The following is a 23,920-nucleotide window of genomic DNA, read 5'->3' as shown; positions in this document are numbered from 1 at the left end:
TTATTTAATAGTTTCAACTGTTTTACCACAACTCATCATTTTTGAACCGTAATATGGATTTTTAACTTCGTTTTCTTTGCTTAACCAATTTGCTTTTACCATCGGACAATATTGATAATATGTTGGTGTGTCTGTTTTTGATACTTTCATCAACTCATACATGTTTTTTGAAACCGATTTAAAAAAATCTCTCTGAATTTTAATATCTTGTGTTTCAGAAATACTTTTAACATCTGAACCCAGCTCTTTATAAACCTTCATCCAAGCCATGTGCTCTTCCATTTTTAAATCTTCCATTTTTACGGTAGCAATAGCTGTCAATAATTCTTTTGCTTTCATTGAAGCCACTGAAGCATCTGTTTTAACTAAGGCATCTTTTAGTAAAAAATAATCATCAAAAACTAACTTTAACTGATTCACTTGTTCTTTTGTCGTAACACTGACATCCGAATGATTATCATGCCCACCCATTGTATTCATTGAAGACATTTCCATTTTTTCAGCAACTTTAGCCTCTCTTTCATATTGACAACATCCTGGAAGTGTATTGAATGCATCCGTTGGCGCAAGGAATTTTTCACTATCATAACCTGCCAATGCAATTCGTTTTAGAATTTCATCTGGATTGGTTTTAGCGCTGTCATAGGTAATCGCGGCCATTTTGGTGTCTTTATCCCAGTCTACACTGGCTAGTTTATTAAGACTGCCTGCTTTTTCTATGGTAGTTTCGCACATTCCACAGTTACCAAAAATCTTTACCGTTTCGGTTTTGGCATTTTTAATTTGCGCATTAGTAAATGCGACTGATAGCAATAATGTTATTGCCATCACTGATTTGTTTAGTGATTTCATTGTATAAATAATTTGAAGTTGAATAGGGCAAATCAATATCCAAACGATAGTAATTAAACTATAATTTGTCCAATTGTAATGACCATAAATAATTGATTAAAGCAATATGAGCTTTGAATTTGACACACGATTGGCTGTCAAAAAAAGAATTTAGCCTATTTTAGGAATAAGCCAGATAGAAGAATAGCCCGCAGAAGTAAAAGATGCGGATTGGTAAAATTTTTGTTTTTTGGTAGAAAAATTAAAGACATTGTCTTGAACCTCTAATGGAATAGAAGAAACTACCCCTATATTAAATGATGAAACGCTACACATAGCATGTCCACATTTTCCATTACAACCATTGTGATTTTTGCTTTTTGAATGAGAATTCGTGCTGCAACAATCTTTCATTCCTGTTTTTGAAGACATTTCTTTAGAACAAGAACTTTTTTCTGAATGATTACCACATGCAAAAGTTGAAGTTGGCATCAAGAAGACGCCAAGCAAAACGATTAGTATGATGTGGATTTTTTTCATTTTTATTGTAATAAGGAACAAAATTAGTAAATCTATATTTAGATAACCACTAAATAATTGTTAAAACAACTTTACTAATTCACTTTTTTCTTACTGTTTTATTTAGTTTCCCCTAATATCGAATACATAAGTGACTGAGAAACAGAAAGTATAATACTAAATAACAAGGCTGTAAAAAAGGAATCAACACTAAATCCACCTACTATATTATCACATAATAAAATGATTAACGCATTAATTACTAATAAGAACAAACCTAAAGTTATAAAGGTAATAGGCAATGTCAAAATGACCAAGATAGGCTTTACAAAAATATTTAGCAATCCAAGAACTACCGCTACAATCAATGCAGTAGTAAAACCTGCGACATGAACACCAGTCATAAAATGCGAAAGTAAAAGTACTAAAACAGATGTTATAAGAATTCTAAAAAGTAATTTCATGTTTTTTATTTTAATTAAAAGTACTAAATTTTTAAATGAATCAATTTATTTCTAAAAAAGAAATTACCAATTCATGAAACATTTTTGGATTTTCGGCATGAAGCCAATGACCTGCATTAGGGATTGTTTCAATTTTTAAATTCGGAAAATGTTTTTTTATCACTTCAAAATCACTGTCCAAAATATAATTAGAGTTTCCACCACGGATAAAAAGTGTAGGCTTATTAAAAATTGCATTTTCTGGAAGTGCCACTCCTATTTCCTCCATTTTTTCATTAAAAACGGATAGGTTGAATCGAAAGGCCAATTGACCTGGCTCTTGCCAATACAAACTCTTTAGCAAAAACTGCCTTGTACCAAAATCCGTTATATATTCTGATAGGGTTGCTTCAACATCTGAACGACTTGGTTTGTTAGCAAAGTCTACTGCATTCAATCCTGCTAAAATAGTTTGGTGGTGTTGCGGATAAAATTTAGGCCCAATATCGGCTACGATTAATTTATCGATCAATTCTGGATAACTAGTTGCCAACAGCATTGCAACTTTACCACCCATAGAATGTCCTATTATATCTATAGAATTTAAATTATGGCCTTGACAATATTCAACAACATCCTGCACCATAAATTCATAACTAAATTCCTCTGATTGTAAACTTCGACCATGGTTGCGAAGGTCTAACATATGAACTTGAAAACCATCTGAAGCAAATTGTGTTCCAAGTGTTTTCCAATTGTCAGACATTCCTAAAAATCCGTGAAGAATTAAAAGTGGCTTTCCTTCGCCTTCTATTTTTGAATATAACATTATTTAAATTTAATGATATTAATTTACAAATATAAGAAATGAAATTTCATTAAAACACAACACTTCTTAAAGTAATTAATACAAATATCACTAAAAGTGGGTATTGTGAGCCAATAGTTAACTGACTATTTTTGTAAGACTATTTTTATCAAAAAATAAATAAATTGTCAAAATAGTGCAAATCTTTAAATAAAAAACTATGATTAAAAAATTTCTTTTACTAGGCCTTATTGTTACTCAACTTACTACTTCATGTAGTAGTGATAATACTGAAAGTACTGAAGTAACTTCTGAAAATCTAAATGATCAGATTGCAAACTTGATTAAACAACCCTATTCTAAACTAACACCTGCTGAACAAAAGGTAAAACTAGAAGCTGAAGCCAATACAATGTTAGTTGAAATGAATACTTCAAAGACTTCTGGTGCCATTGAAGCTATACAAAATCTGGAAAATCTATTAGAAGTTAGATCAGTTGACATTTTTGATGGCAAATTTAATAACGAAATTGAAAACATTTTAAATGTTTCTGGTGTTTACGGTATTTATACATGGAATAACACAAATAAAATTTGGGTTAAAACAGCTTCATCTACTGAGTTAAAATTTGTTTTTCCAGCTAAAGCAAGCTCTACAACAAACAACGCCTCATTATCATCAAAAGCTATTGAATCTAATATAAAAGTAAAAATCACAGACACTTATGGCAACTGGGTTTATGACCCCACTATTGAGGATTATATTCAAACTCCCTCTGTATATGATGAAATCTTCTTACCTACTTCTGTAGACGCAACCTTAACTATTGATAATGCACAAGCTGCAACTTTTGTAACGAATGCAAAATATACAGGCACTAAAGAGACTCCAGATGAATCTAACTTCAAAATGGTTTTAAATGATGGTTATGCTTATGGAATTAGTAGTAAAAAAGGAGATGTAAATTCAGTTGAATCCACATTCACATATAAGGAAAAAAACCTTGTGAAATTTACTTTAGGAAGTACAGCTAAAATTGACGCTTTAATTGATGATAATGAAGCATTAGTTAGTTATAGAGGAAAAGCGAACGGACTTGTTGAATTGATGGACAATTTTGTTATTGTTGCTGATATTGATATTGCAGGTTTAGGAAATGATCAAACTGCATTAGAGAAAACTTTGGTAGAGCCTGATTATAACACTAGTACTTATTATTCAAAAATAAATGATTATAATAAAGCCTATTCAGAAGCAGAAGTTCTTGCAAATAATAAAAACATGAAGTTGATTTTAGTATCTAAAAAAGATGGGACAAAAATAGCCGATGTCATTTCTAGGTCAGTTAAAGGGTATAGTGACATATATCATTATGAGTGGAATGCAGCTGATAAATATTGGTCATGGAATGACAATAACACTGGTATGCTTTATCAAGAATACGACCAAGTAAGTTACTTAAAATTCAACGATAATACCGAAGTTGAAATGAGCGCTTACTTCTCTACTGGTTTTGATGATTTAGAAAAAAAATTCGAAGTCTTTTTAAAGTCTTTTGAAAGATAAAATCTTAAAAATTGACTTAAAGCCGAACTGAAAATCATTCAGTTCGGCTTTATTTTTTGGGAGGAGTTTTTACGATAATTGTGCTCTGACCATAACCGGTCCATAGTCCTAAACCGCCTTCAATATTTGATTTTAAACTTGTGTTTGAAGGATAAATAGGATTTCTACCGTTTACAATTTCGTTTTGCCAACTATTCCAAAAATTATAAGCATCCTTGTTTAGCGTTTTTAATTTAACATAAATCAAATCACCATCAGTAAAATAGGGCTTGAATTTAGTTTTAGGAAAAATCAAAATTCCTCTATTGATCTGCATAGCAACTGTACTTGAAATAAAGCTGTCATCATTAAAGTTTCCATAAAAAGCAGGAACAAAAATAGGCTCCTCTTTGTCTATTCTAGTTGTAACCTGATAGTAATTTTTCTCTAAAACTGGATCGTCAAATTCTATAAATACATAACCCGTAGTATCTTGTGGGTTCTTCTTTATATAAGATGCTTTTTTTAAGTGTACCACCTTAGGAATTATTGTTTTCGCTTGGAGTACTTTGTCTAAATACTCTATTTTTAACGAATATTCTTTCCCTGATTCTCCAAGTATTTCACTTCCATAGTATACAAATGGCGGGATTCTATCACTGTCCCTTTTCAATCTTAATACCTCTACTTTTTCACCATCAGAAATCGTGATTTTTGCTGACCTAATTACGTGGTTCAAAATGGTTGTTGAATCAATCGTAGCTGCAATAGGAATACTTGTAGATAATATTACTTGTGCATAATCATTTGTTTCAATCCATCCCTCCACAACAATCTTAGAATCAGTATTACTACTTTTATCAAAAGTATCTTGATTACAGCTTAAAAAAAGCATACAAAAAAACAATAATACAAACTGTTTCATATTCATTTAAAATTTAAATCTCCAACTTACTGAAGGTAAAATGGAGTACAATGTTTTCCTTTCTGGTATTACCTCTATTTTTTGTTTGTCTTCATCAATGGCAACATTTAGAACAGTATATATTGGGTTCTCAATATTAAAAGTATTGAAAACAGAAAAAATTAGAGCGCTTTCCTTTTCTCTCGTTTTTATAAAATAATAATTTACAGATAAATCTGTACGTATATAATTTGGCATTTGTGCATTATTATATTTTCCATATTCCTTTACGGGATTATTATTAATAAAATACCACGATGTAGGTAATGTAAAACGATTTCCTGAACTAAAAATTTGAGTAATTCCAAAATTCCATTTTAAATTTAAATCAAAAGTTCCTACTAATGCTAAATTATGTCTTCGATCATATTTAGCATAAAAGTGATCCCCATCATTAAGCGCATCAAATTTACGATTAGCCCAACTTAAAGTATAACTCAACCAGCCTGTAAATTTTCCGTTATCCTTCTTTAACATCCATTCTAGTCCATAAGACTCCCCTTTTCCAACTACAATATCATTTTTAAAGGTTGTAATTTCATTAAACTGTGTTACACCATATGGATATTCAATTAAATTATTCATTGTGCGATAAAAAGTATTTAACGAAAAATCAAACTCTCTCTTAAATTTTTGACTATATCCCAATGAAAATTCATTAGAAAATTGTGTAGGGATACCATCTAAGCTAGCTACCCAAAAATCTGTAGGGATCCCAACACTTGATGTTGTTATAAGATTTAAGTATTGATTTTGACGTGTGTACGAGGCAAAAAAAGAAGTGTTTATTTGCGGAAGGTAATTTAATAATATTCTTGGCTCTAGATGAAGGTAATTCGTTTTTCCCTTATCTGATGAATAATAATTTACACGAAAACCAATCTCTGCAGAAACCTTATCAAATAATCTTGGCTTTGCACTAGTATATAGTGCTAAGCTATTCGCTTTAAAAATTTCTGCTTGTTGATTAGTAGCATTCATACTCAAATTACTAACTTCAATTTTTTGTGGTAGTAATTCATGAATAATATATTGCAAACCTGTTTCAAAAGGAATTTCATTTATTGAATATTTAATCGAATTAGAGAACCCTAAGTCTTTTACATATGAAGCAATATTCATTTGCACAGTCGCTTGCTCCATATATAGTCTATTCTCGTAACGAGTATAATAAAGAGAATTTGTCATTATTATTCCTTTGGACACTAGATACTGCCAAGAAGGCGAAATAGTAGTATTACTCCATTTTAAATTTGAATTAAGTGCCAAATTAGAATCCGTAATACGTAAAATATCACCACTTACAAAAGCATCTACCGTAAATAAATGTTTTTTGGTAAGCGCTGCAATAAATGTCAAATTACTATCTCCAAAACTATATTTCAAGCCTTTTACATCACTATTCTCATTACTTTTAGAAGAATTAAACAATGGACCTACAATTTCATCAATATATGTTTTCCTCGCAGAAAGATACAGTCCCATCGTGGTTGATATCGGTATTGCTAATGTAGCTTGAGATGCTATCAATCCTAAATTACCTTTGGCAGAAAATTTAGTTGGTACTTTTTTATTAGTCAATATTGAAACTGTGGCACTTAATCTACCTCCATTTCTTGCGTCTGAATTTGATTTATCAAACAGAACTTCCTTAATGTGATCACCATTATAAAAAGGAAAAACGCCAAGTAAGTGTGCCATACCATATATAGGAGTTTCAGCGTAAAGCATTAAATTATGCCCTGGATCACTACCTCTTACGTATAAATACCCATTTGCATCTCCAGAGTTTTGCACTCCAGGAGTAAGTTGTAATAATTTTATTACATCTGGAACACCCATTAATGAGGGGATAGAACTTAGTTTTTCAGGGATAAATGACAATCTATTTCCTGATGAAATTGATAGAGGCTTTTTTGAGTTAGTTACTACTATAACTTCTTTTAATAAACCTCTTTCTCTTTCTAAAATAACATCAAGGGAAGTTTTGTTTGAAATAGTATTTTTTAAATATTGAGAAACAAATCCAACATTACGGATTTCAATGTTATAAAAATCAGGGGGTAATTTAATAGAGTATGAACCTATAGAATCCGTTGAAGTAGAAAAAGTATTGCTTCTAGAAACAAAAGTTAGGTTAGCCCCAATAATAGCTTGCTTCTCCTTACTTCTTACTAAACCTCCTACAGTAAATTTAGACTGAGCTACCATTTTTAAACCAAACAATAATAAAAAAGAAGATAGTATAATTGCTTTCAATAGCTCATTTTTAATAAAAGGCTAAAGTAACCATTTCTAATATAAATTAGTAAAATTATTCCTGTTAAGATTATTAATTATAATGATAAATAGTAGGGGGGTATTAATTGAGCTTACAACTTAGTTTGCGTGAGGGATAGTAGCGGAAATCCTTTTTATATGGAGCGATAGCGGAATAAAAAAAGATTGTAGCGAATAGCCCGACCCGCCTTTTTTGGCGGGTCACGCCCCAATTATTTTATTTTAATTTTTGTAAATACATATTGACCACATTCTCTAGTCCTAAATATAAAGCCTCCGAAATTAGTGCATGCCCAATGGAAACTTCTAATAATCCAGGGATATTTTGTTTAAAAAACTGAATGTTGTCCAGACTCAAATCATGTCCTGCGTTGATTCCTAAACCTAGTTCGTTAGCTAAAACTGCTGATTTTACATACAGATCAATTCCGTTTTGATTCCCCAAACTATATTGGTGCGCAAAAGCTTCGGTATATAATTCGATTCTATCCGTTCCAGTTTTTTTAGCCCCTTCAATAATATCCAAAACTGGATCTACAAAGATGGAAGTCCTGATTCCGTTGCGTTGAAATTCTTGAATCATTTCGGTCAAATACGATTGATTTTTTATGGTATCCCAACCCGCAGAAGATGTAATGGCTCCAATAGCATCAGGAACTAAAGTAACTTGGTCCGGTTTACACTCTAAAACCAAATCGATAAAATTATGTAGTGGATTTCCTTCTATATTATATTCGGTGTAAACAATGGCTTTCAAATCGCGAGCATCTTGATAGCGAATGTGGCGTTCATCAGGACGAGGGTGAATGGTGATTCCCTCAGCTCCAAATTTTTGAATATCGGTGGCTACCTTCAATAAGTCAGGAACATTTCCACCACGAGCATTACGTAAAGTAGCTATTTTGTTGATATTTACACTTAACTTTGTCATTGGAATACTTTTTGATTATAAATAACTGTTTAATAGAAGCAAAAATACAAAGTAAAAGGTAGGAGTTTTTGCCTTTTTTTGATTATTTTGCATAAAAATTGAGGATTTATTTAAGATGGAAATTACAAACTACATAACCACTGATTTTAAAGCCATTGACAGTCAAGATACCATCGAGACTGTTAAATATTTTTTTGATGATTTGAACTTTTCTCATTTTCCAGTTGTGGAAGAAGGGATATATATAGGAAGCATTGCATCTGAAGACTTAGAAACTTTTGAAAATGATAAAAAAGTAATTGACTACAGATATACTCTTGAAGGGTTTTTTACTAAAACAGACTCTTTATGGCTTGAAGTTTTAGAAGTTTTTGCGAAAAACCATTCTAATTTGATTCCAGTTTTAGACGAAAACAATACCTATGTAGGCTATTATGAAATAGATGACATCATGAGCTTTTTTCACCAAACTCCCTTCTTGAAAGAGCAAGGACGAATTATAAAGGTAAAAAAAGGAATTCTTGATTATTCCATGAGTCAAATCACTCAAATCGTGGAAAGCAATAATGGTAAACTTTTAGGATTATTCATCTCTGAAGCTGATGTAGACACTATTGAAGTTACGATGAAAATAAGTTTAGGCGCCATCAACGAGATCATTCAAACATTTAGAAGATACAATTACGAAATTACATCTGAACATCAAGAGGATGATTATATAAACAACTTGAAAGAGCGCTCAGACTATTTAGATAAATACCTTAATATATAAAAATAGTTGAGGCAATTATTAGATTAAAAATTCCAAACAAACGATTAAATAAAGAAATGAAAGTAGCCATTTACGGTCAATATTATCAAAACAGTACAGAACCAATCATAAGAGATATTTTTGTTTTTTTTAATCAAAACAACGTAGAATTGGTCATTGAAGCTAATTTTTTGGACATGTTATATGAAAAAAAAATTATTCAAAAAGATTACAATACCTTTTCTTCCCATGCAGAGCTTGACGCTACTTTTGATCTGTTGGTAAGCATTGGTGGCGATGGAACTATTTTGAGAGCAGCCACTTTAGTTCGTGATTCTGGTGTGCCGATCTTAGGAATAAATGCAGGTCGATTGGGTTTTCTTGCCACTGTTCAAAAAGAAAACATTCATGAATTTTTACAAATTGTGATTGATAAAAAATATACTATTTCTAAACGAACCTTATTAAGTTTAACCTGTGACCCGCCTAACGAAGCACTTCAGGATATTAACTTTGCAATGAACGAAGTTTCGGTAAGTCGCAAGGACACCACATCCATGATTACAATTGACACCTTTTTAAATGGCGAGATTTTAAACTCATACTGGGCTGACGGATTAATTATATCAACCCCTACAGGATCTACTGGCTACTCCTTGAGCTGTGGTGGCCCTATACTGACTCCCGATGTAAAAAGTTTAGTTATTACCCCAATAGCTCCCCATAATCTTAATGCAAGACCACTTGTCATTCCTGATGAGACTGAAATTAAACTAAAAGTTTCCGGTCGAGAAGAAAATTATTTAGTTTCACTGGATTCCCGAATTACTTCTGTAGGAAACGAATCTATATTGACAATTAAGAAAACCCCTTTCCAAATAAACATGGTGGAAATCCCCGACGAAACGTTTCTTAAAACACTTCGCACAAAACTACTTTGGGGAGAAGACAAAAGAAATTAATTTTTTTATTACTGCGCTATACGATTTTATCATTTTTTTTCGTTTTGCTTTAACAACTTCAATACATATCAATTGGGCGGTCATAAATGAAATAATTATGACATTTAACACAATGAATATTGATTCCTATTGATAATTATTATATTTGCACGCAATTTTAAATTAAAATGACTAAAATCTTCAGCTTATTTATATGCTTATTCTTGAGTATAGCCATGCACTCTCAGATACATGAAGTTGGAGTTTTTCTAGGTGGAAGCAACTATATTGGAGACGTTGGCCCCACTACTTATATAGCTCCACATGAGCCTGCTTTTGGACTACTTTATAAGTGGAATAAAAGTCCAAGACACGCCTATCGTTTCTCTTATACACAATCAAAAATAACCTCAAATGACCTTGATTCAAAAGAACCAGGCAGAAGCCAAAGAGGCTATCGTTTTGAAAATAATATAAAAGAAGTATCTTTAGGCCTTGAATTCAATTTTTTTGATTTTAACCTGCATGAATTAGATAGAAAAACTACTCCTTATGTATATTCAGGAATTAGTTATTTTAGGTATGACGAGTTGTACATTATATCAGGAGAAACAAGAAAAGATCAAGCAGAGAATACATTTGCTATACCTATGGTTCTAGGAGTAAAATCAAATATTACTCCGCGTTTAATATTAGCGTTAGAAGTAGGAGCACGTTACACACTTACGGACAATCTTGATGGGAGCAATCCAAAGAATGAAAGTTTGAAAACATTACAATTTGGAAATATAAATAATAATGATTGGTATGTTTTTTCAGGTATTACTTTAACGTATACTTTTGGAAACAAACCTTGTTATTGTGCAGACTAAAAAAAATGGATTTACTAGACAGTATAGATAAAAATAAATTACCAGAGCACTTGGCCATTATTATGGACGGTAATGGGCGTTGGGCTAAGCAACAGGGGTTATTACGCGCTTTTGGTCATGAAAGTGGAACCAAATCCGTTAAAATCATTATTAAAACTTGTGCCAAATTAGGGATCCAAAACCTTACTTTGTATGCCTTTTCTACAGAAAATTGGAATAGACCCAAACTGGAAGTAGACACTTTAATGAAGATACTCATCAAATCATTAAAAAAAGAACTGACAACGCTCCAAGAAAATAATATCAGACTGAACACCATTGGTAATTTAGAAAAAATGCCAACATCAGCGCAAAAAGAGCTCCTTGATGTTATTGAAAAAACCAAAAACAATACCCGAATGACCCTAACACTAGCATTGAGTTATGGTTCAAGAGAGGAAATTGTAAATGCAGTAAAAAACATCAGTAATAAAGTTAAAAATAATATAATTTCAATAGACTCTATTGACGATTCAATTATAAATGAGCATCTTTACACGCAAAATTTACCTGATGTAGATTTATTAATAAGAACAAGTGGAGAACATAGGATAAGTAATTTTCTGTTGTGGCAAATAGCCTATGCTGAATTGTATTTTACTGATGTATTGTGGCCAGACTTTAAAGAACAGAATTTATATGAGGCTATTATTAGTTATCAAAAAAGAGAACGTAGATTTGGAAAAACAAGTGAACAAATTAAATAATTTTTTAGTGTTGAATAAAAGTATAAAAGCAGTCCTTACCCTACTATTATTGGGAAGTTTTTCACAAATTAAAGCGCAAGACAGAGTTCCCTTTGATCAAGGTAAAAAATACATTTTAGCAGACGTAGCTGTTACAAATAACATTAGCTTCAACAAACAAACTGTTGTAACATTTGCCGGACTTCAAAAAGGACAAGAAATCACTATTCCTGGAGAAGAAATAAGCGCAGCTATAAAAAAATTAGGGAAACTGGGTCTATTTGACGAAATTTCATTCTATATCAATAGAGTTGAAAATGATAGTATTTACTTAGATTTAGACATTAAAGAATTACCCAAATTAGGACAAGTTAAGTTTGTTGGTATCAAGAAAAACAAAACGGAAGCCTTAATTAAAGATAACGGACTAACAAAAAGTAAAGTTGTAAATGAAAATTTAATAACAACTACTAGAAACTACATCGAGAATAAATACAAAAAAGACGGTTATTTTAATACTAAAGTTAATATTAATATAATTAAAGATACAACTACCATTAACCAAGTTAATATGGTGGTTAATATCGACAAAGGTGATAAAGTTAAAATTAGTAAAATTGACTTTATTGGTAATGAAAAAATATCTGACAAGGCTTTACGCAAAGCAATGAAAGATACAAAACAAAAAAATCCAATACGCATATTAAAAGCCTCAAAGTTCATAAAAGAAAAATACAAAGCCGATTTAGAAAAGGTTATAGCAGCTTACAAAGAAAAAGGATATAGAGACGCAAGAATCCTATCAGACACTGTTGCATTTGATAAAGATAAAAATGCCTTATCTATTAAAATAAATGTAGAAGAAGGAAATAAATATTACTTTGGAAATATTAAGTTTTTAGGAAACACCGTTTATTCTGATCAATATTTAAACAGAATAATAGGAGTGAAAAAAGGAGAAACGTATAATGGTGTACTTCTAGAAAAGAGAATTGCAGATAAATCAAAACCAGATGGTGAAGATATTACCAATTTATATCAAAATAACGGATATTTATTCTCGAATATAAATGCGGTTGAAGTAAAAACTGCAAATGACACGATTGACTTCGAAATTAGAGTTACTGAAGGACCTTTGGCTTATTTTAATCACATAACAGTGGTAGGAAACGACAAAACGAATGACCGTGTAATTTATAGAGAACTCAGAACGAAACCAGGAGAAAAATACAGTAAAGAACTATTAGTAAGAACAATTCGTGAAATTGGTCAATTAGGATTTTTTGATCCTGAAGCAATCGATCCTAAATTCAAAAATGTAGATGCAGCAGCAGGTACAGTAGATATTGAATACAATCTAGTTGAAAAAGGATCTAGCCAAATTGAACTTCAAGGAGGTTACGGTGGAGGTGGATTCATAGGTACATTAGGTTTGTCCTTTAATAACTTTTCAGCAAGAAACTTACTCAACAAAGAAGCTTACAAACCTTTACCGATGGGTGATGGACAAAAAGTATCCTTACGATTACAAGGAAGTACTTATTTTCAAACCTATAGCGTATCCTTTTCTGAACCATGGTTTGGACAAAAGAAACCTGTACAGTTTAGCTCATCTATCTCATACAGTAAGCAATTTTTAAACAATTACATTACTCAAAGAGTTGATAAAAGTAAAAGTTTTAATATCTTAACATTATCAGTAGGATTGGCAAAAAGATTAACCGTACCAGATGATTATTTTGTATTATCACAATCATTAAGTTACCAACATTATGATTTACATAATTACAACACTGGATTATTTACATTTGGAAATGGAGCTTCGAGAAACTTAGCATATACAGTTGGTATATCCAGAAGTAATAAAGGAGTTAACCCTATTTTCCCAACTTATGGTTCAGAATTTAGCTTAACAGGAAAATTTTCACTTCCTTACTCTTTACTTAATGGTATAGACTATGCCACTTTAGGAGATAAAGAAGAATATAAATTAAAAAACACTACTGACAGATCTAATCAAGTCGATGCTAATGGAAATACTGTTAATATTGGTGACTATATCGATGCTGCGGGAAACAAAGTATTCAATTATAAAGATGCTGCCGCAGACCCAGCATTAGTGGATCAAAAGAAATTTAATTGGTTAGAATATTACAAAATAAAGTTCAAAGCAGACTGGTATACCAAAGTTTATGGTAAATTAGTATTACGAACATTGACTGAGTTTGGATTCCTAGGTGCATACAATCAAGATAGAGGTGTAATTCCTTTTGAAAGATTCTATGTTGGAGGTGATGGATTAGCCAACTATTCAATGGATGGTAGAGAGACAATACAGTTGAGAGGATATCCTAATAACTCATTGACTCCTATAAATAGTGCTGGAGAACAAATTGGTGCAACAGTGTACAATAAATTCTCTATGGAACTACGTTATCCAATAACTTTAAAATCATCAGCTTCTATATATGCATTAGCCTTTTTAGAAGCAGGTTCATCCTATGCTGATTTCAAGAGCTACAATCCTTTTGCTTTAAACAGATCAGCGGGAGTTGGGTTACGTGTATTCATGCCTGCATTTGGTTTATTGGGTATTGATTTCGGTAATGGTTTTGACGCGTTACCTGGACAGACAAAAGCTAATGGATGGGAAACCCATTTCATTATTGGACAACAATTTTAATAGATTGGCATATGATTTTCTAATACCATGAAGCTATGAGAAAACAATTTTTATTTTTATTTTTAGCGATGACTGTAGCACATACGATTCATTCGCAAACCAGAGGAACAAAAGTTGGCTACATTGATATGGAATACATTTTACAGAATGTACCCAATTACACAGAAGCTACTGTACAATTAGAACAAAAAGCACAAAAATGGAAGCAAGAAATTGAGGCCAAAAAAATTGAAATAAGTAAAATAAAGGATGCATTAAGTGCTGAAAAAGCTTTATTAACAAAAGAATTAATAGGAGAAAGAGAAACAGAAATTAAGTTTCTTGAAACAGAAATGTTAGATTACCAACAAAAAAGATTTGGTCCTAATGGAGATTTGATGATTCAAAAATCCGTATTAACAAAGCCAATCCAAGATCAAGTTTTTACCGCAGTACAAGATATTGCAGAAGTAAAAAAATATGATTTTATTTTTGACAAATCTTCGGATTTAACTATGCTTTTTGCTGCAAAAAGGTTTGACATAAGCGACCAAGTGTTGCGAGTAATAAACCGATCTGAAAAAAGAGAGCAACTAACAAAAAAGCAACTTGCTGCTGAAGAAGCTAAAGACAATAAAGAAGATGCTGCTGATGAAAATCCAGTATTAGCCGAAAGACAGAAAGCATTAGAAGAAAAGAAAATAGCAAGGGATAAAATTATTGAAGAAAGAAAACTTGCCCAAGAACAAAAGAAAAAAGATTTTGAAGAAAGAAGACAAAAAATAATAGCTGACAGAGAAGCTAAAAAAAATGGCACGGTTTCTGCCTCTACAAAAACAGAAGCTACTACTTCGGTAAATAACGATTCTGAAAAAGAAAGTGCTAAGACAAAAGCCGAAGAAGCTAAACAAAAACAAATCGACGCTAACGCTCAAAAATTAGAAGAACGTAAAAAAGTAATTGAAGACCGTAAAAAAGCAGTAGAGGACAGAAGAATACGAATACTCCAAGTGAGGGATTCCATAAAAAAATCAAGAGAAGAACAAATTAAACTAAAACAATAATTAATTACTTAATATTTTAAAAACGATGAAACAGATTAAAACTTTATTAATTGCTGCACTATTTATTCTTGGAGCAAATCAAACTATTACTGCACAAGCAAAAACAGCACATGTTGATGTAAGTGAAATCATGGCAAAAATGCCAGCTATGTTAGATGCTCAAAAACAACTTGAAAAATTAAGTACTACTTACGATGCAGATTACAAAAAAATGGTTGAAGAGTACCAAGCAAAATTAAAAAAATACGAAGCTGAATCTGCAACTGTTACTGACGCTATAAACGGCGACCGTTCTAAAGAAGTACAAGACATGCAAAAAAGAATTGTTGACTTTAGAGATAACGCTCAAAAAGAATTGCAACAAAAAGAATCAGATATAGTAAAACCATTAATGGAAAAAGTAAGAGCATCAATTGAAAAAGTTGGAAAAGCAAAAGGTTTCCAATATGTTCTTGATGGTTCTACACTTTTACTTGCTGACGGTCCAAACTTAACTGCAGATGTAAAAAAAGATTTAGGTTTCTAGTAGAATACAAATCATAATATTTTAAAAAACCGCTCATCCTAACACAGGAAATGAGCGGTTTTTTTGTAGCACTATTTTTTAGGATATTTAATGTAGAGCACTTAACTTTGTTTTAATGAATAACAATCAACCCATAGGAATTTTTGATTCAGGCATAGGAGGAACTTCAATATGGAGAGAGATTCACCATTTACTCCCTAATGAAAAAACCATTTATTTAGCTGACAGTAAAAATGCTCCTTACGGACAAAAGTCAAAACAAGAAATCATAGCTCTGAGTATGAAAAATACAGATCTATTACTTGAAATGGGTTGTAAATTGATTGTTGTTGCCTGTAATACAGCTACCACAAATGCAATTAAAGAATTAAGAGCAAAATACAACATCCCTTTTATTGGTATTGAACCTGCAATAAAACCGGCGGCTACTAATTCCAAAACACAAACAATTGGCATTTTGGCCACTCAAGGTACATTAATCAGTGAACTGTTCTACAATACAACACAAAAATTTCAAAACACAAAAATAATAGAACAAGTAGGTCACGGATTAGTACAGCTCATTGAAAACGGTGAAATAAACTCACCTGAAATGAGCGAGTTACTTCACTCCTATTTGCAACCTATGATTGAGGCTGACATCGATTACCTTGTATTAGGCTGTAGCCACTATCCCTACCTAATTCCACAAATAAGAAAGATTCTACCAGATAATATTCAAATAATAGATTCAGGTGAAGCTGTGGCCAAACAAACTAAAAATATATTAAATAATAAAATTGGTTTTTCCACAGAAGAAAATAGCAACCCCGTTTTCTATACGAATACTAATCCTAAAGTCTTAAAAGAAATTTTAGAAAACAAATATGAAGTTATAGAAAGAGATTTTTAGTTTATTCAAATTTTCTTTTAACGAACCAAATCCCATCTAAACTTAAATTAAGTGAAATTTTATGATAATTTTCCTTAATTAGACCATTACTAATACTCCCTTTTTGACCATAAGAATACGTCACATTAAGAGTTGAAAAAGTTTGATTCTCAACTGGTAATGAAACACCAACCGAAAAAGATAGATTATTAATTCTTTTATTATCAATTTCTAAAAATCCAGAATCATAATTAAATCCCGTTGCATATTGAATTCTATCAAAATAACTTCTTATACTCTTCGTTTTACTATACGAAAATCCCATAGCAAATTTATCTTGATTGAGATAATTCCCATATATATCAGATTGATTCGTACCATTCCACAGGCTTTTTTTATAATCTATAGTAAAGTTTAAATTATTCTTAAAAACCTTACTTAACCCTACTCCAATTTCTAAAGGCAAATAATAATCATCTACATCATAATTTGCGTCCGTTTCAATTGTTGTAGTTATTGAGTTATTATACGAAATAACAGATTGAACTTTTGAAGCTTTAATTTGACTCGGCGATTTAAAATTCACACCCAATGACAATGTAGAATCAATTTGTACCTGACTTCCTAATGATACCCTTACTCCATTGTAATACGATTTTTTATTTATGGTAGTTATTGAGTTCGAAACAGTATAGTCTCTATTATCTATTGTATTACCAAAAAGAAAATTAGTTGAAATCCCTAATGCAATTTTTTTTCCAATTCTGTATCCATAAGAAAGGTCAAAATCATTTAATCCTCCTGAACCAGAAGCATTCAAAACATAGGTGTCAGCACTATTTTCAATTGGCAAAAGTAAATTTGATATTTTAAAAGCAGCGCTTGAATACGGTTGTAAAGCAACACTAACAGCAGATTTTGACGTTACAGGAAAAGCTAAAGCAATATGAGAAAACTGAAAATTATTTCTACTTTCTTTTTTTGAACTGTTTTCATAAGTGGATAAAATGGACTTACCACCCACATCAAACAAAAAATGATTTTGATACATATAACCCAAAGATGCAGGGTTTAGATTATTGATAAATCGATTGGAAGGCAAAGCAATTCCCGAAGAGCCGATAGAAGAAATCGAACCAAAATCGGAATCATATAAACTTCCTAACCCATACATTGAATAAGGTGAACTTGATATACTTTGTGAAAATGTATTTATGGTAAAAAGCATAAATAAACTTGCAAGCGCTATTTTATTTTTCATTTAATAAGAAATATAATAAATTTTCAATTGAATTTTATTGTTGCTATTTTTTTGATCTCCCACTAGTAATCGATCTACTGCTTTGGAAATACTTGGTAAAGTGAGAATTAATGACAACCTTGAATCAGACTTTTTTATCATTTCATTTTGCAAAAAAGTACCAATAGATACTTTATACCCTATGTTTTCATTAAACTCATCAGCATCGGTATTCAAAATAGCATACGTAGCACTGCCCGTACTATTCAAAGTACCTGAAATTCTATTTAATTTGTCTGCCACAAAAACTCGTAAGGAATCTACCAATGGATAGGAATCAGAATAGGAATTGCTTATGGGTTTAATAATGAGTTGAGCATCAACAATTGCCCCTTTATCCGAAATGTATTTCAGTTGTTTTATATTTGGAAAATCAATTCTACATGCCAAGCCTGTTCCAGATTGAATGAATGCGTTATTTCCAGTTTGCAAACTAGACAAGTGGTCTGTAAAAACTGGCAAGTCCTTTATTAAAGTACCGCTTCTGTCCAAACTTATATTATTAAACTGCTTTGTCGCATCCAAAATATTAAAATCCTTGACTAGTGACTCATCAGAATTTCCCAAATATTTTGAATAATACAATCGGAGTACGCTAGCCGTATTGAAACCTACAATACTTGAAGAACCACTAGTTGTTGTTTTTATAACAAGTCCCCTAAAATATTCAGTAAACTCGTCAAAATTTGTTATCTCTCTTTTTTTTATTTTTTGAAAAAGAGCATCTCCAAAAACATCTTTAATATTTACAACAACAGAATCTTTACTGTGGGGTTTTGGCCTGAATGAAACAGAACCTAAACTTTCAGAATCAAAGTCAAGACTGGAATCATTATAAAAATTGGTGTCATCAACATTTGGCTTCACTTTTTGAAGTAATCGATGAATACTAATTGTTTGTACTTTAGTAGTATCGCCATAGTAATACTTATCAGGCCTCAAAATCATTCGTATAGAATCAAAAACATAGTTTGGAGCATCAGTATCAGAATTATCCGTATTTAAAGTATACCCCGACGAAGACAATTGAAAATAACTATCTGATTTTACCTTCCCAAAATATGGATCGTCATAATTTCCAACTAAAATTCTTTTTTGACTTGACGTTATTAATGAATCCAAATTAATTGTCGAAACATCAACCGTCAAAGTATCTATCAATATAACTTTATTATTTACTGATAAATAATCCGACCCAACAACGAACTCTCCTGTATCTACATCAGAATTACAAGAGGTTATTACAGCTCCAAGAAAAAGCAACAACAATAACTTATACATAAATGTTTTTGAACAAATATATAAGAGCCATTTTTATAGTGCATTATAACATATACCGTTCCTAGTTTTATCTCTATAAAAAGCCACATTATGACTACAACTGCAATAACTCAACTGTAATATTGATTCAGCTATATAAACGACCCGTTTGTCTATGAAATAGGCGGGTATATATATCTTCTTTTTTTAGATTAGATAATGCAACTACTTTTGAAACAATAAAAAAACAATGAGAATAAAGATTTATGCAGCACTGCTGTTTCTGTTTTCAATTTTAGATATTTCTGCCCAAAGCAGTTTCTCTTTAGAATTAAATACAAAAACAGAACCAACAGAAAAAATAACTAGGAACGAAACCGAAATTGGGTTTGGTGTTTTAAAAAACATTGGTTCGGAAATTAAAATAACAAATACTTTAAAATACAAAAAAACAGGAATAAATTATGAATTAGAAAAATACAACTTACAAGATAACCTTACTGATTTTTCCAGTTTTGAAAATAATTTTGAAATTACATATGCTTTAAATAGAAAAACAAGCTTGAATATCGAAATTAAACCAACAATCAATTTTGAAGAAAATGTAGGGATTTCAGATGTAAATATATTAGGCGGACTAAAAATAAATCACATTTTTAATCCTTCAAACTCAATATCTATAGGTACTCAAAGAAGTACCCTTTTTGGAAAAACAACTATTCTGCCAACATTTTCATTCCTACATCGTATGCATCAAAATATGGCAATTGAAATTGGGTTCCCAAATTCACAGTTTTCATATTCGAATAATAATAAAAACACATTCTTGTTTAAAAATAATTTCCAAGGGGCTATTTACAATTTAGATACTCCTGATCCAAATGACAATTATAATAACGCAACAAAAATGACCTATTCACAAATGGCAACAACACTTGAATACGAAAGAAGTATAGATTCTTCCTGGTCAATAAATTTCAAAGGAGGTTACGGATTCCATAATAAATATTATCTAACGGATAATAAAGGGGATTTAAAATATGATTTTAATAGTAACAACGGATACATTTTTAATATAGGTATAAAATTCAAACATTAACAAAAACAATAAATATATGAATAGTTTAAAAAAAGGAATGTTGTTCACCACACTTATTATGAGTTTAGTATTGGTAAGTTGTAGCAATGATGACGATGATGATTTAGTTGGAAACTGGATTAAAAAGTCCTCCTTTGATGGTCCTGCAAGATCCAGTGCAACAAGTTTTGTGATTGGTAGTTATGCATATGTTACAACAGGATATACAGGAGATGAATATTTAAAAGATCTATGGGCATACAATTCAGATGGCGATTACTGGGAGCAAAAAGCGGACTTTACAGGTGTAGAAAGAAGTGCGGCCTCGGGATTTGAATTAAATTCTAAAGGGTATGTAGGTCTTGGTTATGATGGGACGAATAAATTGAAAGACTTTTATGAATATGATCCAGTAAGTAATAGTTGGACTCAAAAAGCCGATTTTGCTGGGACAGCGCGCTATTCTGCAGTAGGGTTTCAAGCAGGTGGAAAAGCCTACTTTGGAACGGGATATGATGGAAATTACCTTAAAGATTTTTACCAATATAGCCCAACCGAAAACACTTGGACATTAGTAAATGGCTTTAGTGGAAACAAACGTAGAGGCGCAAGTATTTTTGTAATTGATGATAAAGTATACTTAGGGTTAGGGGTTAATAGTGGAACATATCAAGTAGATTTTTGGATGTTTGATCCTGCTACTGACATATGGACAAGAAAACGTGATATCGATCAAGACGACGACGATGACTATTCATACAATGATGACTATGTAATTGTAAGGTCTAATGCATCCAGTTTTTCAATGAATGGATTTGGATATGTAGCCTGTGGAGAAGGTACCAGATCCGTTTGGGAGTACGATCCTACAAACGATATTTGGGAAGAAAGAACGTCTCTTGAGGGATCTGCACGAACTGATGCAACAGGGTTTGCAATCAACCAACGTGGATTCCTATTATTAGGAAGGTCAGGATCTTCCTATTTTGATGATTCTTGGGAATTTAAACCATTAGACGAACAAAGCGATGATGACAATTAATTTAAACAATAGATTCTTCTGGGCAACAATCCAGAAGAATCTATTTCTAGTAAACAAATACACTATTTTATTGATATTTAGTTTTTCTTTATTTATTTCGTGTAATCACACCGAAAATTTAAAAGTAAAATCTTTAAAAAATGATTCTGGTTGGGGATATATAATAACTAAAGATGAAAAAATAATTATTAAACAAACGGTAATCCCTGTAATAAGTGAGAATAAAAGCTTTAAAACCGAAGAAGAAGCCTTAAAAGTGGGTAATTTAGTATTGCAAAAACTGAAAGATAATTTATCCCCTACTGTAACAAAAAAAGATTTATTTTTATTAGCTATAAAAACCTAGATGAAATTAGACGGAATTAAGAATAACAATTTAAACAAAATACTAGTACATAGTATCATTTGGTGCTTTTTTATTATTACTTCTTTAATTTCTTTTTCAGAAAATCTTTTATTTATAAAACCTGATTTCTACGTACAATGGACTACTGGCATCATTTTGTTTTATTTAAATTATTTTTATTTTGTCCCAAAATTACTCTTGAATAAAAAATACTGGTTCTTTTTAGCAGTAATACTATCGATAATCACTTTTTTTATGATTATAAGGTCAATCTATTTCATGCCAAGTTTCAAAGAGTTCGCTCATCCAAGAATGTTCGACTCCTCAGGCCATGAAATGATAAGATCAAAGGTTTTTCAGGGAAGGGCTCCTTTTTTTATGAAAATATTTCCCTCCATTTTTTATGTTTTTATAATAGCTACAAGTACAATTATTAAAACGTTATCGGAATTTTATAATAATCAGCAAAATAAGCTTATAGCTGAAACTCATAAAACTACTACTGAACTAAACTATTTGAGAAAACAGACCAATCCACATTTTTTATTCAACGCTCTCAATAGCATTTATTCATTAGCTTATAAGAAATCTGATTTGGTTCCAGATGCCATAGTTACCTTATCCGAAATGATGCGTTATATGCTTTATGAAACAGATAATAAAACTGTATTTCTTGAAAAAGAGATAAACTACATTAAAAATTATATTGAACTACAAAAGTTACGACTTAACAATATTGAAAATATTTATATAAATATTCATGGAGAAACTAGAAATAAATATATAGAACCCTTACTTTTAATTTCTTTTATAGAGAATGCTTTCAAATACGGGACGGATTACAAAGGAGTAGCCTATGTAAAAATTAAAATTAGTATTACCGAGAATGTTTTGGATTTTTGGATAGAAAATAAAATGGAAAATTATAAAAAAGATCCTGAAAACTCTGGAATTGGACTAACAAACATTGAAAGCAGACTCGATCTTCTCTATCCAAATTCGCATCAACTGACTATAACTGAAACTGAAAATAATTATAGCGTACATTTAAATCTGATTTTAGATCAAACACAAGGAACCATTATCTAGATTAAAATAAAAAGTTATTAAATAGAAAATATGATGAAATGTGTTATTATAGATGATGAACCACTAGCGGTTGATTTGATTAAAGAATTTGTTAGCAAAGTAGATTCACTTGAACTTGTTAACACCTTCAACAACGCCATTGATGCAATATCAATAATCAACCAATCTAATGTAGATTTAATTTTTTTAGATATAGAAATGCCCCATTTTTCCGGTATTGACTTTATTAATGCAATTGATAAAAAACCATTAATAATATTTACCACAGCTTATTCTGACTATGCTGTGGAGGGTTTTAATCTTGGTGCTGTAGATTATTTAGTAAAACCAATCCCATTTCATAGATTCTTGAAATCAGTAATGAGGGCGCAACAAATTTTCAACCCACAAAATGTACCAACAAATACAAATTTGATTTCTGCACCTGAAATCGAGCAAGATTTTATGTTCGTAAGAGCTGAATATGAAAATGTTAAATTGAATTTTTCGGATATTTTATATATTGAAGGCTTGAAGGACTATGTCAAAATATATACCACTGACAACAAATATACTTTGACATTAATTAGCTTAATAAAACTCGAAAACTTACTTTCATCAAAGGGATTCTCTAGAATACATCGTTCTTACATCATTAATATAAAACACGTCAAGTCAATCCAGAAAAACAAAGTAGTAATTGCCGAAAAAAGAATACCTATTAGCGAAAGCTACAAGAGTTCCTTCTTTGAACGAATCAATTTATAAATTTTTATTATATAAACCCTATCATTTAATGATGTTCAAAGTGACCAACATCGTTATGATGAACAATGAAAAAAGACCTATCAAGAAAATTAAATCTGCTATTTTTTCAAAATGAGCACTTGGTTTTTTAGTTTTTCGCATGGATAAAAAAGACAGAATACTACTTGTCATAAACATCACAATAGAAATTGCTATAAGTTGATCAATAATTGTAGTCTCGCTGCTGTTATTGACTTTAATAGAAGTAAGTACTAAAAAACATATTCCTAATAAAGTTGATGACGTATTTAATATATGTGATGCTTTATCTTTTCTTTTTCCCAT

The 23,920-nt window shown here is 31.1% G+C and carries 24 protein-coding genes; 14 read left to right on the top strand and 10 right to left on the bottom strand.

Features of this window, described 5'->3' with window-relative positions; translation table 11 throughout:
• The 4 genes from AB3G39_RS04720 to AB3G39_RS04705 form a co-directional block, all read right to left on the bottom strand.
• Positions 1–852, bottom strand: a complete 852-nt coding sequence (locus tag AB3G39_RS04720) for a DUF3347 domain-containing protein (protein WP_367772097.1) — start codon at positions 850–852, stop codon at positions 1–3.
• Between the two features lie 150 nt (positions 853–1,002).
• A complete protein-coding gene (locus AB3G39_RS04715; protein WP_367772099.1) occupies positions 1,003–1,371 on the bottom strand; it encodes a hypothetical protein in 369 nt (122 codons plus the stop codon).
• A 98-nt stretch (positions 1,372–1,469) separates the two neighbouring features.
• On the bottom strand, positions 1,470–1,814 hold the full coding sequence (locus AB3G39_RS04710; protein WP_367755285.1) for a phage holin family protein: 345 nt from the start codon (positions 1,812–1,814) through the stop codon (positions 1,470–1,472).
• A 40-nt stretch (positions 1,815–1,854) separates the two neighbouring features.
• Entirely contained in the window at positions 1,855–2,622 is a 768-nt protein-coding gene (locus AB3G39_RS04705; protein ID WP_369766129.1) for an alpha/beta fold hydrolase, read from the bottom strand.
• A gap of 199 nt (positions 2,623–2,821) precedes the next feature.
• Here AB3G39_RS04705 and AB3G39_RS04700 point away from each other — a divergent pair, with 199 nt between their 5' ends.
• Complete coding sequence (locus AB3G39_RS04700; RefSeq protein ID WP_369766128.1) at positions 2,822–4,168, top strand: hypothetical protein; 1,347 nt, start codon at positions 2,822–2,824, stop codon at positions 4,166–4,168.
• A 49-nt stretch (positions 4,169–4,217) separates the two neighbouring features.
• Here AB3G39_RS04700 and AB3G39_RS04695 read toward each other — a convergent pair whose 3' ends face one another.
• The 3 genes from AB3G39_RS04695 to AB3G39_RS04685 all read right to left on the bottom strand — a co-directional run bounded on the left by AB3G39_RS04695 (position 4,218) and on the right by AB3G39_RS04685 (position 8,322).
• Positions 4,218–5,072, bottom strand: coding sequence for a DUF4249 domain-containing protein (locus AB3G39_RS04695; protein ID WP_369766127.1), 855 nt, complete (start codon positions 5,070–5,072; stop codon positions 4,218–4,220).
• A gap of 6 nt (positions 5,073–5,078) precedes the next feature.
• Positions 5,079–7,370 carry a carboxypeptidase-like regulatory domain-containing protein gene (locus AB3G39_RS04690; RefSeq protein WP_369769718.1) on the bottom strand — a complete coding sequence of 764 codons (2,292 nt, stop codon included), beginning with the start codon at positions 7,368–7,370 and terminating at the stop codon, positions 5,079–5,081.
• A 238-nt stretch (positions 7,371–7,608) separates the two neighbouring features.
• Positions 7,609–8,322: a pyridoxine 5'-phosphate synthase gene (locus AB3G39_RS04685; RefSeq protein WP_369766125.1), complete on the bottom strand. Its 714-nt coding sequence runs from the start codon at positions 8,320–8,322 to the stop codon at positions 7,609–7,611.
• Positions 8,323–8,437: 115 nt separating this feature from the next.
• Between AB3G39_RS04685 and AB3G39_RS04680 the strand changes: the two genes are divergently transcribed.
• From AB3G39_RS04680 to murI, 8 genes are all read left to right on the top strand, one after another.
• On the top strand, positions 8,438–9,094 hold the full coding sequence (locus AB3G39_RS04680) for a CBS domain-containing protein (protein WP_369766124.1): 657 nt from the start codon (positions 8,438–8,440) through the stop codon (positions 9,092–9,094).
• 56 nt (positions 9,095–9,150) lie between these two features.
• Positions 9,151–10,035, top strand: a complete 885-nt coding sequence (locus tag AB3G39_RS04675) for an NAD kinase (protein WP_367755293.1) — start codon at positions 9,151–9,153, stop codon at positions 10,033–10,035.
• A 167-nt stretch (positions 10,036–10,202) separates the two neighbouring features.
• Positions 10,203–10,886, top strand: a complete 684-nt coding sequence (locus tag AB3G39_RS04670) for a DUF6089 family protein (protein WP_367772107.1) — start codon at positions 10,203–10,205, stop codon at positions 10,884–10,886.
• Positions 10,887–10,891: 5 nt separating this feature from the next.
• Positions 10,892–11,632 carry an isoprenyl transferase gene (locus tag AB3G39_RS04665; protein ID WP_369766122.1) on the top strand — a complete coding sequence of 247 codons (741 nt, stop codon included), beginning with the start codon at positions 10,892–10,894 and terminating at the stop codon, positions 11,630–11,632.
• Complete coding sequence (locus tag AB3G39_RS04660; protein WP_367772111.1) at positions 11,565–14,294, top strand: outer membrane protein assembly factor; 2,730 nt, start codon at positions 11,565–11,567, stop codon at positions 14,292–14,294. The genes AB3G39_RS04665 and AB3G39_RS04660 overlap by 68 nt, the downstream gene beginning before the upstream one ends.
• A gap of 35 nt (positions 14,295–14,329) precedes the next feature.
• Complete coding sequence (locus tag AB3G39_RS04655; protein WP_369752583.1) at positions 14,330–15,337, top strand: OmpH family outer membrane protein; 1,008 nt, start codon at positions 14,330–14,332, stop codon at positions 15,335–15,337.
• A 25-nt stretch (positions 15,338–15,362) separates the two neighbouring features.
• Positions 15,363–15,863 carry an OmpH family outer membrane protein gene (locus AB3G39_RS04650; protein ID WP_367755302.1) on the top strand — a complete coding sequence of 167 codons (501 nt, stop codon included), beginning with the start codon at positions 15,363–15,365 and terminating at the stop codon, positions 15,861–15,863.
• Positions 15,864–15,978: 115 nt separating this feature from the next.
• Positions 15,979–16,755 (top strand): glutamate racemase, encoded by a 777-nt coding sequence (murI, locus tag AB3G39_RS04645; protein ID WP_367772115.1) that lies wholly within the window; start codon positions 15,979–15,981, stop codon positions 16,753–16,755.
• A gap of 1 nt (position 16,756) precedes the next feature.
• Here the strand turns inward: murI and AB3G39_RS04640 are convergent, their stop codons facing one another.
• Both AB3G39_RS04640 and AB3G39_RS04635 read right to left on the bottom strand, forming a co-directional pair.
• Positions 16,757–17,995, bottom strand: coding sequence for an aromatic hydrocarbon degradation protein (locus AB3G39_RS04640; protein WP_369766121.1), 1,239 nt, complete (start codon positions 17,993–17,995; stop codon positions 16,757–16,759).
• Positions 17,996–19,315, bottom strand: a complete 1,320-nt coding sequence (locus tag AB3G39_RS04635) for a DUF4270 family protein (protein ID WP_367772119.1) — start codon at positions 19,313–19,315, stop codon at positions 17,996–17,998.
• A gap of 229 nt (positions 19,316–19,544) precedes the next feature.
• Here AB3G39_RS04635 and AB3G39_RS04630 point away from each other — a divergent pair, with 229 nt between their 5' ends.
• Genes AB3G39_RS04630 through AB3G39_RS04610 form a run of 5 tightly spaced genes read left to right on the top strand, consistent with a single transcriptional unit; the run spans position 19,545 to position 23,596 of the window.
• Positions 19,545–20,393, top strand: a complete 849-nt coding sequence (locus AB3G39_RS04630) for a DUF6268 family outer membrane beta-barrel protein (protein ID WP_369766120.1) — start codon at positions 19,545–19,547, stop codon at positions 20,391–20,393.
• Positions 20,394–20,409: 16 nt separating this feature from the next.
• A complete protein-coding gene (locus AB3G39_RS04625) occupies positions 20,410–21,414 on the top strand; it encodes a Kelch repeat-containing protein (RefSeq protein ID WP_367772121.1) in 1,005 nt (334 codons plus the stop codon).
• Complete coding sequence (locus tag AB3G39_RS04620) at positions 21,401–21,760, top strand: DUF4907 domain-containing protein (RefSeq protein ID WP_369752586.1); 360 nt, start codon at positions 21,401–21,403, stop codon at positions 21,758–21,760. Before AB3G39_RS04625 ends, AB3G39_RS04620 begins: the two co-directional genes overlap by 14 nt.
• Entirely contained in the window at positions 21,761–22,849 is a 1,089-nt protein-coding gene (locus tag AB3G39_RS04615; protein ID WP_369766119.1) for a sensor histidine kinase, read from the top strand. It begins immediately after the preceding gene.
• Between the two features lie 33 nt (positions 22,850–22,882).
• Positions 22,883–23,596, top strand: coding sequence for a LytR/AlgR family response regulator transcription factor (locus AB3G39_RS04610; RefSeq protein WP_367757981.1), 714 nt, complete (start codon positions 22,883–22,885; stop codon positions 23,594–23,596).
• Between the two features lie 21 nt (positions 23,597–23,617).
• Here AB3G39_RS04610 and AB3G39_RS04605 read toward each other — a convergent pair whose 3' ends face one another.
• On the bottom strand, positions 23,618–23,920 hold the full coding sequence (locus AB3G39_RS04605) for a hypothetical protein (protein WP_367755318.1): 303 nt from the start codon (positions 23,918–23,920) through the stop codon (positions 23,618–23,620).

It is taken from the genome of Flavobacterium sp. WC2416, from assembly GCF_041200095.1.
Classification (GTDB): Bacteria; Bacteroidota; Bacteroidia; order Flavobacteriales; family Flavobacteriaceae; genus Flavobacterium.
The sequence above is the reverse complement of the archived record's forward strand: the minus strand, read 5'-3'. Positions and strand labels throughout refer to the sequence as shown.

What these genes read in the sequence shown, in the direction of transcription:
- AB3G39_RS04695 (WP_369766127.1), bottom strand. Translation starts at nt 5,072, where the DNA reads ATGAAACAGTTTGTATTATTGTTTTTTTGTATGCTTTTTTTAAGCTGT.
- AB3G39_RS04720 (WP_367772097.1), bottom strand. Translation starts at nt 852, where the DNA reads ATGAAATCACTAAACAAATCAGTGATGGCAATAACATTATTGCTATCA.
- murI (WP_367772115.1), top strand. Translation starts at nt 15,979, where the DNA reads ATGAATAACAATCAACCCATAGGAATTTTTGATTCAGGCATAGGAGGA.
- AB3G39_RS04610 (WP_367757981.1), top strand. Translation starts at nt 22,883, where the DNA reads ATGAAATGTGTTATTATAGATGATGAACCACTAGCGGTTGATTTGATT.
- AB3G39_RS04670 (WP_367772107.1), top strand. Translation starts at nt 10,203, where the DNA reads ATGACTAAAATCTTCAGCTTATTTATATGCTTATTCTTGAGTATAGCC.
- AB3G39_RS04650 (WP_367755302.1), top strand. Translation starts at nt 15,363, where the DNA reads ATGAAACAGATTAAAACTTTATTAATTGCTGCACTATTTATTCTTGGA.
- AB3G39_RS04640 (WP_369766121.1), bottom strand. Translation starts at nt 17,995, where the DNA reads ATGAAAAATAAAATAGCGCTTGCAAGTTTATTTATGCTTTTTACCATA.
- AB3G39_RS04700 (WP_369766128.1), top strand. Translation starts at nt 2,822, where the DNA reads ATGATTAAAAAATTTCTTTTACTAGGCCTTATTGTTACTCAACTTACT.
- AB3G39_RS04605 (WP_367755318.1), bottom strand. Translation starts at nt 23,920, where the DNA reads ATGGGAAAAAGAAAAGATAAAGCATCACATATATTAAATACGTCATCA.
- AB3G39_RS04705 (WP_369766129.1), bottom strand. Translation starts at nt 2,622, where the DNA reads ATGTTATATTCAAAAATAGAAGGCGAAGGAAAGCCACTTTTAATTCTT.
- AB3G39_RS04665 (WP_369766122.1), top strand. Translation starts at nt 10,892, where the DNA reads ATGGATTTACTAGACAGTATAGATAAAAATAAATTACCAGAGCACTTG.
- AB3G39_RS04680 (WP_369766124.1), top strand. Translation starts at nt 8,438, where the DNA reads ATGGAAATTACAAACTACATAACCACTGATTTTAAAGCCATTGACAGT.
- AB3G39_RS04630 (WP_369766120.1), top strand. Translation starts at nt 19,545, where the DNA reads ATGAGAATAAAGATTTATGCAGCACTGCTGTTTCTGTTTTCAATTTTA.
- AB3G39_RS04660 (WP_367772111.1), top strand. Translation starts at nt 11,565, where the DNA reads ATGAGGCTATTATTAGTTATCAAAAAAGAGAACGTAGATTTGGAAAAA.
- AB3G39_RS04675 (WP_367755293.1), top strand. Translation starts at nt 9,151, where the DNA reads ATGAAAGTAGCCATTTACGGTCAATATTATCAAAACAGTACAGAACCA.
- AB3G39_RS04685 (WP_369766125.1), bottom strand. Translation starts at nt 8,322, where the DNA reads ATGACAAAGTTAAGTGTAAATATCAACAAAATAGCTACTTTACGTAAT.
- AB3G39_RS04710 (WP_367755285.1), bottom strand. Translation starts at nt 1,814, where the DNA reads ATGAAATTACTTTTTAGAATTCTTATAACATCTGTTTTAGTACTTTTA.
- AB3G39_RS04715 (WP_367772099.1), bottom strand. Translation starts at nt 1,371, where the DNA reads ATGAAAAAAATCCACATCATACTAATCGTTTTGCTTGGCGTCTTCTTG.
- AB3G39_RS04635 (WP_367772119.1), bottom strand. Translation starts at nt 19,315, where the DNA reads ATGTATAAGTTATTGTTGTTGCTTTTTCTTGGAGCTGTAATAACCTCT.
- AB3G39_RS04620 (WP_369752586.1), top strand. Translation starts at nt 21,401, where the DNA reads ATGATGACAATTAATTTAAACAATAGATTCTTCTGGGCAACAATCCAG.
- AB3G39_RS04655 (WP_369752583.1), top strand. Translation starts at nt 14,330, where the DNA reads ATGAGAAAACAATTTTTATTTTTATTTTTAGCGATGACTGTAGCACAT.
- AB3G39_RS04615 (WP_369766119.1), top strand. Translation starts at nt 21,761, where the DNA reads ATGAAATTAGACGGAATTAAGAATAACAATTTAAACAAAATACTAGTA.
- AB3G39_RS04625 (WP_367772121.1), top strand. Translation starts at nt 20,410, where the DNA reads ATGAATAGTTTAAAAAAAGGAATGTTGTTCACCACACTTATTATGAGT.